This window comes from Schaedlerella arabinosiphila (genome assembly GCF_003885045.1).
Taxonomy (GTDB): Bacteria; Bacillota; Clostridia; order Lachnospirales; family Lachnospiraceae; genus Schaedlerella; species Schaedlerella arabinosiphila.
On sequence record NZ_RHJS01000002.1, the window covers coordinates 2,530,820 to 2,543,643 of the forward strand.

General features: G+C 48.7%; 16 protein-coding genes. All 16 read right to left on the minus strand.

Annotated features, from left to right (window positions below; all coding sequences use genetic code 11):
• Positions 1-86: 86 nt before the first annotated feature.
• The gene (locus EBB54_RS12365; RefSeq protein WP_125127642.1) at positions 87-1,253 is read right to left on the minus strand and encodes an ERF family protein; all 1,167 of its coding nucleotides are present in this window, start codon (positions 1,251-1,253) and stop codon (positions 87-89) included.
• A gap of 39 nt (positions 1,254-1,292) precedes the next feature.
• Positions 1,293-2,009: a hypothetical protein gene (locus tag EBB54_RS12370; RefSeq protein ID WP_125127643.1), complete on the minus strand. Its 717-nt coding sequence runs from the start codon at positions 2,007-2,009 to the stop codon at positions 1,293-1,295.
• The gene (locus EBB54_RS12375; RefSeq protein WP_125127644.1) at positions 2,006-3,112 is read right to left on the minus strand and encodes a hypothetical protein; all 1,107 of its coding nucleotides are present in this window, start codon (positions 3,110-3,112) and stop codon (positions 2,006-2,008) included. The genes EBB54_RS12370 and EBB54_RS12375 overlap by 4 nt, the downstream gene beginning before the upstream one ends.
• A gap of 25 nt (positions 3,113-3,137) precedes the next feature.
• On the minus strand, positions 3,138-3,281 hold the full coding sequence (locus EBB54_RS30545) for a hypothetical protein (RefSeq protein ID WP_016294865.1): 144 nt from the start codon (positions 3,279-3,281) through the stop codon (positions 3,138-3,140).
• A 409-nt stretch (positions 3,282-3,690) separates the two neighbouring features.
• Positions 3,691-4,026 (minus strand): cold shock domain-containing protein, encoded by a 336-nt coding sequence (locus tag EBB54_RS12380; protein WP_456300111.1) that lies wholly within the window; start codon positions 4,024-4,026, stop codon positions 3,691-3,693.
• 33 nt (positions 4,027-4,059) lie between these two features.
• Positions 4,060-4,572: a hypothetical protein gene (locus EBB54_RS12385; RefSeq protein WP_125127645.1), complete on the minus strand. Its 513-nt coding sequence runs from the start codon at positions 4,570-4,572 to the stop codon at positions 4,060-4,062.
• Positions 4,565-5,161, minus strand: coding sequence for a hypothetical protein (locus EBB54_RS12390; RefSeq protein ID WP_125127646.1), 597 nt, complete (start codon positions 5,159-5,161; stop codon positions 4,565-4,567). Before EBB54_RS12390 ends, EBB54_RS12385 begins: the two co-directional genes overlap by 8 nt.
• Positions 5,162-5,179: 18 nt before the next feature.
• Complete coding sequence (locus EBB54_RS12395; protein ID WP_243127643.1) at positions 5,180-5,824, minus strand: hypothetical protein; 645 nt, start codon at positions 5,822-5,824, stop codon at positions 5,180-5,182.
• Between the two features lie 45 nt (positions 5,825-5,869).
• Positions 5,870-6,316, minus strand: a complete 447-nt coding sequence (locus tag EBB54_RS12400; protein WP_125127648.1) for a zinc-finger-containing protein — start codon at positions 6,314-6,316, stop codon at positions 5,870-5,872.
• 183 nt (positions 6,317-6,499) lie between these two features.
• Positions 6,500-7,468 carry a S1 domain-containing protein gene (locus EBB54_RS12405; RefSeq protein WP_016294871.1) on the minus strand — a complete coding sequence of 323 codons (969 nt, stop codon included), beginning with the start codon at positions 7,466-7,468 and terminating at the stop codon, positions 6,500-6,502.
• Between the two features lie 145 nt (positions 7,469-7,613).
• Positions 7,614-7,922: a hypothetical protein gene (locus tag EBB54_RS12410; RefSeq protein ID WP_125127649.1), complete on the minus strand. Its 309-nt coding sequence runs from the start codon at positions 7,920-7,922 to the stop codon at positions 7,614-7,616.
• A complete protein-coding gene (locus tag EBB54_RS12415) occupies positions 7,919-9,964 on the minus strand; it encodes a VirD4-like conjugal transfer protein, CD1115 family (protein ID WP_330554491.1) in 2,046 nt (681 codons plus the stop codon). Before EBB54_RS12415 ends, EBB54_RS12410 begins: the two co-directional genes overlap by 4 nt.
• Positions 9,965-9,981: 17 nt before the next feature.
• The gene (locus EBB54_RS12420; RefSeq protein ID WP_330554492.1) at positions 9,982-10,641 is read right to left on the minus strand and encodes a DUF6017 domain-containing protein; all 660 of its coding nucleotides are present in this window, start codon (positions 10,639-10,641) and stop codon (positions 9,982-9,984) included.
• Positions 10,599-10,874: a hypothetical protein gene (locus tag EBB54_RS31895; RefSeq protein WP_330554493.1), complete on the minus strand. Its 276-nt coding sequence runs from the start codon at positions 10,872-10,874 to the stop codon at positions 10,599-10,601. Before EBB54_RS31895 ends, EBB54_RS12420 begins: the two co-directional genes overlap by 43 nt.
• Before the next feature lie 31 nt (positions 10,875-10,905).
• A complete protein-coding gene (locus tag EBB54_RS12425; protein ID WP_125127650.1) occupies positions 10,906-11,970 on the minus strand; it encodes a hypothetical protein in 1,065 nt (354 codons plus the stop codon).
• Between the two features lie 178 nt (positions 11,971-12,148).
• Positions 12,149-12,808, minus strand: coding sequence for a DUF6100 family protein (locus EBB54_RS12430; RefSeq protein ID WP_125127651.1), 660 nt, complete (start codon positions 12,806-12,808; stop codon positions 12,149-12,151).
• Between the last annotated feature and the right edge of the window lie 16 nt (positions 12,809-12,824).

Here is a 12,824-nt window from a genome sequence, read left to right on the forward strand (position 1 = left end):
CCTAACCGCAGAACCTGCAGCTGGCAGGATCTTTAGTATACTGATAAAAAACATGGCCCCGTAATAGGACCATGTCTGTTCATTCTTTATGCTGCCTGCTGCATGATCACCAGATCCTGATTTTCTAAAAGAAGCTTTGCAGCCTCGACCATACTTTTATCCGGCCCCTTATAACGGTTTGCAATCCACTTCACAGCTTCCAGCCCTTTTATTCCGGAAACCATCATCTCTCCCAAAGTTGTCCCGTTATAGAGTCCAAAGGTGCAGACAAAGTTTTTTGCCGCTTCCAGCCCGGAATCTGCATCTTCCGTCTGTTCTTCCATCTCCTGCTCCAGTTCATCCAGGAAACCGCTTTCATCAAACGGGACTTCCCCTTCATCCACCGTATGAAAGCCGTCTTCTGCCTCTTCCGGCTGTTTTACCGCTTCCGTCCGCTGGCTGTCCGCTTTCTCTGTTTTCCCTTGCGGTTCTCCCGGCTTCTCATTCTTTACAGGAATTTTGGATTTCTTCGCTTCCGGTACGGATTTTTCTCCGTTTATGCCGTCTTTTTCCGGTTCCTTTCCCCCGTTCCTAAGATGTTCCGGTTTCGCTGATTTCTCACCATCTCCAGGCTCCATCGTTTCCTTTGGCTCCGGGCAGGCATTTCCGGGAATCCTGTTTTTCCCGGATTTTGCTTCCATCTCTTTTCTGTCTTTCTTTTCCGAAACAGAATTTTCAGATTTCGTTCCTTTCTCATTCCGATGCTGAGAAGAAGGATTCCTTTCTGCATCTGTTTCCGCCTCTTCCGTGCTGTATCCCATACCGTCCGGATCTTCCTGTACGCTCCCAAGCTGGCGCATACAGAATTTATTCCGGAAATAATATTTCAGTCCATAAGTCAGAGCCGTGCCATGGGCTTTATCCGGAATTTCATTGGTTCCTATGATATGGATCACCGCCCTGTTCACTTCTTTTGGATTATCAATGTTCGTCCAGCAAAGCTCCAGGTCTGACTCATATCTCCAATAATTATCCTTATCCAGCGTCAGATATTCCGGATTCCCGTTGGTGTCAAACTGTGTCGGCTTCTCCCCTACGATATCAAAATTGACCCCGTATTTATTGAGCGCCGGCGTCAGGGATTCATAGATATCATCCAGTGTAGCGAAATCATAGTCTGACTCCTCATTATGATACTTTTTCAAAAGTACCGGCATCTTCTTTCTGATCTTTGCAAGCTTCTGTTCCAGATTCATATACTGATATTTTCCCATTGATTCGTTTCCTCCTAGTCTTATCTGTTCTTTCTCTTTTCATTGTTTCCGCCTTTCGGCCGCTTTTTTGATTTCCCTGAATTCATTCCGGATACAGCCATACCAGGTCCGCTGCCTAGAAATATACGCTGCATTCTCCAGCACCCACTGCCTTGCAATCCTTTCGGCTACCCATTCCTTATTATCCAGAAATAAGAGATAACAGTGGTCCGAAAAATATTGGCTGACAGGAACTTCCGGCTGAAAACGGATTTCTTCCTCTGTCTTTCCGGCCTGATCATACTCTTTTGCCTGCTTCTGGATCTCGCTCCGGGTAATCTTCGGAATCATCTGCTTCTTTTCGCGCCGGGCTTCCTGAAGGATCGCATCCCAGTCCCGCGTGATGAGAAGAAAGGCTTTCCGGTTGGCAATCTCTCCCGCTTCTTTCCTTGCGTCTGCTTTCCCCGGAAAATCAAATTCATCCGGTATTCTAAGCAGCTTCCGTAAGGGTTCCTTTATATCATACAGCCCGCAGTCCTTCCACCGGAACATGCCTACAAATATCAGGTTCTCCCCTATTTCCAGCACATTCCCTTTCCCACAGCCGATATAAAGGAAATAATCCTTCCTCTGTCTTACCTTTATCAGAAAGGCATCCCCGCATTTCCAGGGTGCTGCCTCCCCATCCGTCAGCCATTCAAAAAAAGAAACGGTACGCTCGTTTAATCCTACCCATGCTGGAAGCATAGATAAATCTTCCCTGATAAGCTTCATCATGACAGTTCTCCCGGAATATCATAATCGTGCCACCGCGCCGCGATACACCTTGCGATCTTTTCCTCCAGCTTCATCAGGCTCGCCGTACTGCTGTCATGCTTCTTCGCAAAGAAGAGGGATTCGCACAATCCACAGTAGACTTCATAGGCGCTGCAGGGTTCCTCCCCGAATGCTGCTTTAAAGCGTTCTACCGTCTCAGCAATCAGCTTCTTGCCAAAGCTCTGCTTCTTCATAAGCTCCGATAAAGTATTTGCCGGATAACGGATCTGGATGTCGCAGAGACGTCCAATGTCTTTCAGCTTCTGCTTGTAATACTGAAAGAGGGACTCCATATTGCAGGTAAATTCCTCCAGACCCCGTTTGTACTGGTGCTTGATCCGAAGCGCTTCTCCAAGGATAATGGTGTGGTTCCCGTCCATCATGGAATAGAAAATATTCGCCCCGGATGCGCCGACATCCGAGCTGACAACACGGATGAATACCTGAATATCCCCAAAGGGTTTCTTTCCATGTTCCTCCATCAGCTCCCCATACGTCTTCGTCAGGTCGTTGCTGCTCATCTGCCAGGTGATCTGCGCCAGGTAATGGTCTGCATATCCGTGGCAGAATGAAGCCTCCTGCCCGGCGCTGATGTAAGCCGAGGCGATCATAAAAAGCTCCGGCATGGAAATGATCGCGTAGTCTGCCTCATCCCCGGACAATACGCCCCTTACCTTGCCTTCCGAGATCCGAAGCAGCGCATTTCCTTTTGCTACCTTCAGACATTTGTTCAGGATATCGGCAAGCACCGCCGTTTTCACTTCCGCAAGCGCGCTCCCTTTGATCCGCGCCCGGTCCTTTAACGTGCCGACTGCCGTTTTCCCAATGGGAAAGACTCCATGGGGGCATTGTAAAAGCAGTCCGGTATGCTTCTTGGTGTCTGCCAGGATATCCGGCATTCCTTCCGTTTCTTTCATAGCGTCCGGCGCTTCTGCCACTGTCAGCACCCTTAACTGTTTTGCAGGTGTCCGAAGCCACCGCGCCCGTCCGTCTATTTCGGCCAGATATTCGTGGAAATCCAGTTCCGTTTCAAATATTTTTCCAAAATCATCATGGTAATACATAACGCTCCTTTCTTAAGACGGCTTCCTAAACCGGATATGCGGCAGACATCAGGATATTCCGTATCCTCCCGTCATTTACCTCGAAAAGATAGCCGTCCTCTCCCATGTTCTGGAGCATCCAAAGATCTAGCTTGTTGATGTCGTCCCATTTTACCTCAACCGTCTGCATGCTCTTCCTCCTTTTTGTACCTCTTCATTCGTGTACCTCCTTTCTCTCTTACGGGCGCAAAAAAAGACACAAAAAGAATCCTCTGCTTTTTGCGTCTTTCTAACTTTTATATGCCCGTTTTTTCTGAAGCGCCCCGCGCTTAAAAGTTCACTTCCGGCAAATGTTACCGGAACAAAATAAATACCTGCCTGTCCGTCTTCGGAACCAGCAAAAATTTAATTCACCATAAGAATAGCACAACATCTAGCTTGTGTCAATCCAATTTATACTATATATTGTGCTTATTTTAAAATTCAAGAAGTCAAAACCACAAGATATTGATTTATGAGCTCCAAATTTTCTTACTTAGAATCTGCCACAGCCTGCCTCTGTCTCTGCTGGCTGCAGCCCTTTACAATCCTGCTTCTGATTATTCAAGTTCTTCTTCCTCTGCTACCGCATCTTCCGGATAGACCTCTTTTGCAAGCTCCCTGCCCTGCTCATCCTCTGCGGCCTCAAAGGTTACCTGCTGGCCGGGCTTCAGCGTCCGGAAACCCTCTGTCTGGATCTCCGAAAAATGTACAAAATAATCCTTTTCCGTCTCATCACTGATGAAGCCGTAACCTTTCCTTGCACTGAACCATTTCACTGTACCTGTCATTTTTGCCATAATCTCCTTATCTCCTTTTCTTTTATTTCCGTGCCGGCATAGCACGAAACAGGGCGGCATGGACTCGAACCATGCCTTCGTTCTTCCTTGCCCCAAAGCCTTAAATCTCCTCCCGGCCCTATCAACACGCTATTCCAGTTCCTCCACCCCATAAAAGGAACCGATATTCAGCGCCGCGTCCAGATTCTTCATTCCGGTAAGGACATTCTGCTTATCCTTATGAAAATAAAAGCGGTAGGTTTTCCCAATCCGGAACCGGTACCGCTTATCCATCAGAAGCCTTACCATCCTCCCGTCCTCCATCCGGACTCCCACCTTACAGACCCGTCCAATGGAATATCTCCCCTTCACCTCATAAACCATTCCCTCCACGGTCTCGTACTCCCGCTTTTCCCCGCACCGAAGCAGACGGAAGGAATAGAATAAGCCAAAGATACAGAGCTCCACGGACCAGAAAATGAAACTGGCCGAACCCATCTGCCTTCCCATATAGCTGCCAAGAAACAGCGCAAAAAAAGACAGCGCACCAATCTTTAATGCCCTGTCTGCCAATACGGACGGTATGCTCTGGATTCCTTCGAGCTGCTGGCTTACATAGGATACCAGGTCTTCCATCTTTTTTGATTTTTTCTTTTTATGCAAGTGATCCCTCCTTTACAGACTGGATGAATAACAGCCTGTTCTGATGCAGCTCCATGATATTCCCAAGAAGCCCTTCCTCTGCCCTTTCAAGAGAAAAGCCTGTTTCCCCGCCGCTTTGGATATCCTTTAATAACTGTCGGTGTGCCTTCTCCAGCGGGCTTTTCTGGAATACCCGGACAGAATCCCGAAACGTGCCCCCATCCGCTGCACTTTCACAAAATAACAGGAACCGCTCTCCCCAGGTCCTGCCTACACATGCTACATTCGCAGCCTTTAAAAATATTTCTGCTGCTCCCTCCATCGTCTCAGCTTCCCGGCATGCAACCAGCCCCCTAGTAAGAAGCCGCCTGAGACAGAGCTGAAATTCCTCCCGGTCAATGTCTGTCTTCTCCGGCTGCCCTGGAAATGTAAGCTTAAGCAACCACACCATCCGTTCGTAGATTTCTGCCTCCTGGGTAAAAGACCAGAGCAGCGTGTTCCATACGTAACATTCCACTCCCAGCAGGTTCTTTGTATCTCTCCCTGCCCGGACACGGAATGCACCGTCTCTCGATTCCAGTTTCACTCCCACCGCCGTATACCACTTCATATAAACCTTCCCCGCTTCCTATAAAATTTCCAGAACCAAAAGCAGCTTAGGGATCAGGTAGCACAAAACAAATGCGAGTACAATATACACGCCCTTACGTTTCTTCTTCCGGTCCCACACCGTCTGATGTCTGGTGCCGATCACCCGTACCTTCCCCGGCACTTCCCACCGAAGTTTCCGGTAAAAATTTTTGAACTCCTCGTTTCCATAGCCCAGGGACCGGACACAGAAGATCTGCCGTGCCTGTTCCTCCTCATCCAGAAGGATGAAGCTCTCCCTGTCCGCCGCCTTCCCTGTGACAACATAAAATTCAGGAATTCCCCGCCTGCTGCCCTCTACAATCTTTTCCATCTCATTGTAAAAAATCCTGCAGGATTCATACCGTCCGTTCTGCTCCGGCTGGCAGACCGCCAGCGATTCCCCGTCAAGCTCCAGATAACAGCACCCCGCTTCCATGACCTGCCGGCCGGCCTTCCCTGCCAGACAAAGGCATAAGATACTGCAAAACCCGAATACGGCAGTAAAGTACAGGCAGTCCCAGAAAAAGACCTGCTGCATCATAAGATAACCGGAAACAGCCGCCGCTGCCAGGCAGAACCCGGCGCCATAAAGGTACCGGTCCCTTACATCCATCAGCTTATAAATATCCTCTTCTTTTGCCATCAACCGCATGTCTTATATCCTTTCTGTCAGATTCTTTCTTTTCCTTCACGCGCATTTTCCTCCTTTCCGGCTCTCCTTATGCCATTTCATAAACTCCTCACATTCCCGGATGGTCTGGCCGCAGTAGTAATCAGAGAACATGCCGATATGCATATCCTTTTCCCGCAGGCACAGCCGGGTCTGCAGCCAGATATAAGTACTGTGCCGGGTCATATACCCCTGCTTCCACAGCGCGTCCAGCGCCCGGTGTGCCAGGATTCTCTTGTGCCTTAACTCACTGTCGGCCAGCGTCCCCTTCGGGAGCAGGGATTTCTTATGTGCCCCCACATAGGCGTCACAGGAATCCGGATACCCGTCGCATACATACAGGAAACTATCCGCATCCAGCGTATCATCCCCATAGACGTAAGCTGCCGGACGCAGGCGTGCCGTCCTGCCGCAGTATGGACAGCGCAGTGTAGTCTGTACGGGCTTTTTCTTTCTTTTCTTCATTGATACCCCTCCTCCTGAAACCTGTTTTTGTTAATTTCAGGTATTGTAAACAATCCGGTTTTTGCAAGTCAACAGAATTTTTAGATTTCCCATCTAAAATATTTCTAAATTTTTATCCCGGATTCCCATGATACAGACTCCTGCCGGAGCATGTATCATGATTCCGATACCCTCACCGGGGCATTATACGGTTCCCCTTTTGATCAGCCTGGTAATGATCCCCTCTGCCACTTCGTACCGGTCATTGATCCTTGTTACCACGAACCCGACCTCATCCCGCTTAGAGGGAAGGCTTGCCATGTTACAGGAATGGGCCACCGCATTCACCCCGATATTGAGCCGCATAAAGTAAGTCCCCTTATAAACATCCGTAATGATCCCCACATATTTCCCCTGCCGGACGCATTTTTTTAAATTGTCCTTACTCACATTGGCCGCCGCGCTTTTAGCATCTACGGAAACTTCCATGTCCTCAATAGATTTCATCCGGATCTGGTTGACCGTCACTAACACCAGTTCCCCGACCTGGAATTTCTCCCCGGCATCCACCATCCACTCCCAGGCCATATCCCTTGCCCGTACGGATACTTCCACGCCAAAGACCTCCAGCCGTACGACCCTTGGGGCTACCGCAATCACACGGGCCTCCACCACGCGCCCCGGATACAGCATCGGTTTTTCCCCTTCATTCTCCGAGGTATAAAAGGTCTGGCGCTTTTTCAGCATGGCATCCTTTCTGGAGGCTACCACGCTCCTGCTTGCTTCGTCCAGATCCCGGATAATGAAATCAATGTCACTGCCAAGCATGTTGTTGGCGATCCGGGTCTGCCGGTTTAAGGTTTCCGCATGTTCTTTTCCATCCCCGGAAAGGTTGATCATCATCTCATCCATCGGAATAATGATACGGAATCCGTTATAATAAGTAACCGCAACCACCCATCCGCTCTCCAGCTTCTCAATACCGGCAAGCTGCCCGGTGAGGATCTTCCTGGTACGCTGCGCATTCAACAGCTGATGCCATCTGGCATCCTCCTGTTCCTCCGGTGTCTCCACGTGGGAATCCACCTCGATTGTCAGAATTCCTTCCGACAATACCGCTCTGGGGACTTTCTGCTCTGTTTCTCCCTTTGCTGCTTTTTTTATTTCTGCCATTACAAACCTCCTCCACATTAAAACAGACACTAAAAAAACAGCCATCCCTGACTGCTCTTTCGTGTCCTGCACTCTTTTACAGTTACCATTTTAAACCGGACGGTATCGGATGTCAATTTCACAGCCGTCTCAATACCGTCGCATTTTAGGTGCAATCTGATTTCCCTGCACATTTCACCCCGTCCTCATACCGGATTCTTGAAAAATACCATAGTTTTCCCTGAATCTCTGCCAGAATCCGGTGCGCTAACAGATACTCCCGGCCGGACTCTTCCGGATTATCCCTCTGCCATCCGGTCGCTTCATAAAATTCCTCCACACTGCCATAAATCTCAATGCTCTGCTTTGCCAGTTCAATCTTTTCTGTCTCATCTTCCCTTAACTGTATGCCAAACTCCCGCTCCAATAATTCTAAGAATGTATATTTCACCAGTATGCTCTCTGTAAATTTCATGACTCCTCCTTCCTTCCGGATGTGTGGTCTGCAAACAAGTCCTCCACCCTTGTAATGCGCGCCCCGTCCTGCTGTTTCCCTGCCGGCTTTACCCGCTCCCGTTTCCTGACCGGCGTATCCACTGCAAGCGGCGGTTCCGATTCTTCAGCGGTTCTCCCGTTTACAGGCTCTTTTATTTCTCCTCCTGAAACTTCTTTAAAACCAGACAGGCCATATTCTTCAGATATCGCAGTTTCCGGAAAATTCTCCTGAAGGACAATCTCCTGAGATAATGTAGTTTCTTCCATAGCCCCATCCATTTCTTTTGCTTCTCCAGGTTCTGCCCTTTCCCTCCCTTCCAATATCTGAAACTGCTTTTTTTCTTCCTGGCTCTTCTGATACCAGTCCGGGATATGCGCCTCCACTTTTTCCAAAGTCAAATGTTTGGAATCCGGATGCTCCAGATAATCCATCTTCCGGAATCGGCATACCTTCTGCCCCCGGATGATCAAAAGCCCCTGATCCAAGGGATAGCGTAAGATCTCGTCCGGCAGAAGCAGCATCCGCTTCCCAAGAGACGTAGATTCTGAATATTCCGGCACGTAATCGGTCACCCGCATCGTATAATAATTCTTCCGGGTGGAGGAAACCGATACCGTAATCTCCCCTGTCCGGTCACTGTAATAGCTGGCCGTTGTGATATCATTACAGCCTAAAAAAATAGAAAAATCACAGCCTCCTAAGATTTCTTCCCACTGGTTGTCCGGGTAACGATTCTGCAGCTGGGGGATGTTCTGGAACAGGATGCTCATCCCAATGCCCCTGCTCCTTGCCGTTGCCAGTTTCTTCTTAAAATCCGGGACAATACCGAGATTCGGGAACTCATCCAGAATGAACTGTACCGGAACCGGCAGCCTCCGTTCCTCCGTCCGGTCCGCATACCGTACCAGTTTAATGCTTAAAAACGAAGTAAACAATGTTGCCATCACGTCATAGGTGCTGTCCTGGTCCGAAGTAATACAAAAATAAGCGCATTTCTCTCTTCCCGGCAGGGATAAATCAATCTCATTATGGCTCGTGATCTGCTGTACCAGTTTATTCTGCATGATCTGCAGGCGGGTTCCAAGCCCTAAGACCGCATTTCCCTTCACCTTATCTGCCTTTGCAAAAAGCTGATACGGCCCCCTTGCTGGGTGGCTGGTGGGGAGACGCGCAAAAATCGCATCCAGCATTTCCACGCTTTTATTGATCAACAGTTTATAGGCCTCCGCAAAGGTCCGTTTTTCCGGCGGGTAATCATTGAACACATAAAGGCATAAGGCTTTTAATAAATCCATCTCCGTATTGTCATAGAAATGATCGAATTTGTCTGTTGTATTCCGGATTACTACATCACAGAATACATCAATCAGGCTCCCATCGTCAATCTCCCCGAGACAATTCCATGCATCCGAATGCTCCAGATGGATCAGGTTCAGCTGCCGGACCGTATAGCCACAGGAACGCAAATATGCACAGAGATCCTCGTAAAGCTCCGACTTGGGATCAGTTAAATAAATACTCTCCCCCCGCCGGACGCACTGCAGCGCCATCACCCTTGCAAAAGCCCTGGATTTCATGCTGCCCTGGGAACCGCATACGGCAAAGTTCCGGTTCAGCCTGGAATCTACCGGCAGGCTTAAGATCTGCCCGTCTTTTAAATCCCTCCCAAAGATTACGCCTTTTACATCTCCTGCCTGCCTGTTGGTCTGAAGCACCTTTTCCTGTTCCTCCCCATTCATAAACCCTGCCGTCCCGTAGGTTCCCTGTCTGGAAATCTCAAAATTCCGCTCATCGTAAGTTTCCTTCCCGGAACTCCTTAACATAATCAGTACTGCGATTACCCCGAAGAGGACTATCACTGCCGCCGTACACTTTAACCCTGAAACCCGGGATATTCCATGCCAGAGATTTCGTATGGGATTCAAACGCACCGCCGATTCCGTAAAAAGCTGCTCCAGGAATCCTCCCGCATAGCAGGCCAATATCAGAAACCCTAACCCGACAACGACAGACTTTCCCAACCTTCGTTTGTCCTTTTCTATTCTTCCACCTTCTTTCCATACTCCCGGCCGTTTTCCTGAACACCATTTGCCATATGGTACTGTACCAGGTTCCCATAATAGCTGGAGATCGTATTTACGGAGTTATATAGCGCCGTAATCAAAAGTGCACGTATATTCCTTGCCCTGGTACTGCTCTCATTCATACAGTGTAAGACAAACTCAATATGCTGTTTACCAATTTTCTGAAACTGCGCTTTCACCACCTCTGCCGACTTATCCTCCCGGTTCACCCGGATCACCTCTGCACCTGAACCCAGCACTTCCACCATGATTCCCAGCAGTTCATCAATCCGGTCATCATAAGGATAATCCGTTTTCAAGGCATCATAAGAAATCTGTTCTTTCACCAGTTCCTCTGTTTCCTGATAAAAATTCATGCTGCCGGATTGGAGCGGCGACCAACGCTCTTTTGCCTCTGGCAATGCTTCCTTTAATTCTTCCGGATAGGTCAATTTCATCAGTACATCCATATTCAGCTCTAAAAACATTACATCCGAACCCGCCCTGCTATCCAGCCCCTGTGTCTGTGATATCCGGCGGATGACTCCCATCTGTTCCAGTTCCGTAATGGTATTCCTAACACCTCTCCTTGTTAAGCCAAACTGATCTGCCAGCTCCTGACAACTTCTTTGCAAAGTATCCGTCTGGAGCTTTTCCCTGATGATAAACCGCCCGCCATCTCATCCCGTACTTCTACTGCCCGGTACCAGTATACAATATCTGCAAGAATCAGAACCGCTGCTAAGTTTGATCTTCCGTTTGGCTTTCGTATTGTCCGGTACCAGCTTACAGGAATCACATACCCGGTTAGCTGCATACAGCCCATCCTGTCCACAGTAGGGTTTCCCGTTTTAAATACATTTTCCATACTCCACCTCCATTATTTTTACACAGGCAGCCTATTCATCCTGATTTAAGAATTCCAAAACCTTTTTTGTAATGATTTCACGATATAATACTTTCTTTCCCAAAAATAATTCCAGCACCGGCTTCTGGTAAGAAAAGCAGAAAATATTCCCTTTCTGTTTCCACTCTGTCTCCTGCCTGATCCTAAGCAGTTGGCACAGATCCAGTTCATAGCAAAAATACACCGGATTCCCGGAACCGTCCGTGCCGACACTCAGCTGGTATTCCGTATGTTCCGCTTGCCCAAAAGCCGTACAGAGAAAGTTGTATAATTTTTCACGTTTCCTGCTGTCGGCCAGGAGCATGACCTGAATCTCTGCTTCCCGGATTCCCGGCACATAGTAATAATGCTCATAGATATCATCAATCTGGAATAAATCCCCTTTTACCCCTCCGTCACTTTCCAAAAGCTCTGCCAGAAGTTCGACGGTATCTCCCATCACAACCGCGTCAAACCGCCGAAGCTTCCCACACTTCATACTCTCCCTCTCCGCAAAGCTCCTCATGGTGCGCTCCATCTTCTTCGCCCACCGCATCCGCTGCGAAAGGGAATGATAAACAATATAACCGGACTCCCCGGCCAGCAGTATCCCGCATGCCCTAGAACCTTTGATGGCGTCTGTCCGCCCTTTGAATTCCTGGCTGCCGTAATATGCCCTTATCCCCCTCCCATCCTCCGAAGCTTTATAAAACAGCTCTGGCTTTTCACTCCGAAAGATGGGAATACCCGTTTTCCAAAAGAAAACCCATACCTTGCTCATCCGGTGTAATCGTAACCGTTTATCAATCTCCCCTTTCACATGGTTCGTCCCGGCCGCCCCTTTTAAGAAGCTTTCCGTATCCTCCCCAAACTTAGAAAGGACATAATGCCTGCCCTTCGCCCGCAGCACATATCCTTTATATCCGGATTTATTGCGTACAAGCACATACCCCTCCTGTTTAAGACGAGTAAGGACTGCCGCTGTATAGGACGGCGAACCAATCACCGTCTCTGCCATGTCCGCAGGCAGCTCTCCGCTCAGTGAAATCAGCACCAGCAATGTATCCTGCTTATTCATGTGAACCTGCCTTTCTTCCTCCTGTCCGCCCCAAAAATCAGTACCCTATCAGCGGATACTTGGGGCGTAAATAAGTCTCCCATCTGGCGAAACCCTCTGATATTTCCTGCATTTCCACTAATTTTTCCCATATCGAAATCGCATCGGTAAATACGCCTGTTTTTTCGATATGGATTTACTACCCGAATGCCCTTACCCATAAGGGAAATTTCTCCGCATCCATGACATAAATTTTCGTAGCATCCCGCTCTGCCATCCGGGTAAGATGGTAGGTATCCGCGTGTAACCCTCCGTCAGAAACCAGAAAGAAATTGGAGACCACATCCAGCACATGCTTTTCCTCCATATTGTCATGGTCACGCACCCTGCCAAGGGGCAATTCCCGGTCATACAGGTGTAAAAAGCAGACCGTACATTTCTGAAATTCCGGCACCTCTTTGTTTTCTTCCTTCCGTTTCCTGCACCACTGCCAAAATGCCGTATGTAAAGGCTTATACAGATAATCCGTATAGCTTTCCTTCCGGTGCGGAACCAATACTGGGGCTGTCACCTCCAAAATGCCGTCTGAAAATGCAACCTCTATCCCATGAATCCGCACCAGCTCCGACTGGTACTGCTCATATTTCATATCGTCTAAGACTACCTCCAGGGAGAGCCTCCTTAACTTTTCCGTCAGCTTTTCCCCCGTCTTTGACGCCTCCAGCACCATGTCTGTCAGGCTTTCGTATCCGGACTCGGCATGGCTTCTGGTATAACATGCTACAAGATTCCTTGACTCTGCCAGGAGGCGTTCCACATCCGAAGCCAGTTTCTGCGCTTCATTCAGCTGCTTTTTCATCTTCCAGAACGCCTCT

Excerpts from the sequence above, each read along its gene's own strand:
- EBB54_RS12400 (WP_125127648.1), bottom strand. The coding sequence starts at position 6,316 with ATGAAGAAAAGAAAGAAAAAGCCCGTACAGACTACACTGCGCTGTCCA.
- EBB54_RS12410 (WP_125127649.1), bottom strand. The coding sequence starts at position 7,922 with ATGAAATTTACAGAGAGCATACTGGTGAAATATACATTCTTAGAATTA.
- EBB54_RS12390 (WP_125127646.1), bottom strand. The coding sequence starts at position 5,161 with ATGAAGTGGTATACGGCGGTGGGAGTGAAACTGGAATCGAGAGACGGT.
- EBB54_RS12370 (WP_125127643.1), bottom strand. The coding sequence starts at position 2,009 with ATGATGAAGCTTATCAGGGAAGATTTATCTATGCTTCCAGCATGGGTA.
- EBB54_RS12425 (WP_125127650.1), bottom strand. The coding sequence starts at position 11,970 with ATGAATAAGCAGGATACATTGCTGGTGCTGATTTCACTGAGCGGAGAG.
- EBB54_RS31895 (WP_330554493.1), bottom strand. The coding sequence starts at position 10,874 with ATGGAAAATGTATTTAAAACGGGAAACCCTACTGTGGACAGGATGGGC.
- EBB54_RS12430 (WP_125127651.1), bottom strand. The coding sequence starts at position 12,808 with ATGAAAAAGCAGCTGAATGAAGCGCAGAAACTGGCTTCGGATGTGGAA.
- EBB54_RS30545 (WP_016294865.1), bottom strand. The coding sequence starts at position 3,281 with ATGCAGACGGTTGAGGTAAAATGGGACGACATCAACAAGCTAGATCTT.
- EBB54_RS12405 (WP_016294871.1), bottom strand. The coding sequence starts at position 7,468 with ATGGCAGAAATAAAAAAAGCAGCAAAGGGAGAAACAGAGCAGAAAGTC.
- EBB54_RS12395 (WP_243127643.1), bottom strand. The coding sequence starts at position 5,824 with ATGGCAAAAGAAGAGGATATTTATAAGCTGATGGATGTAAGGGACCGG.
- EBB54_RS12365 (WP_125127642.1), bottom strand. The coding sequence starts at position 1,253 with ATGGGAAAATATCAGTATATGAATCTGGAACAGAAGCTTGCAAAGATC.
- EBB54_RS12375 (WP_125127644.1), bottom strand. The coding sequence starts at position 3,112 with ATGTATTACCATGATGATTTTGGAAAAATATTTGAAACGGAACTGGAT.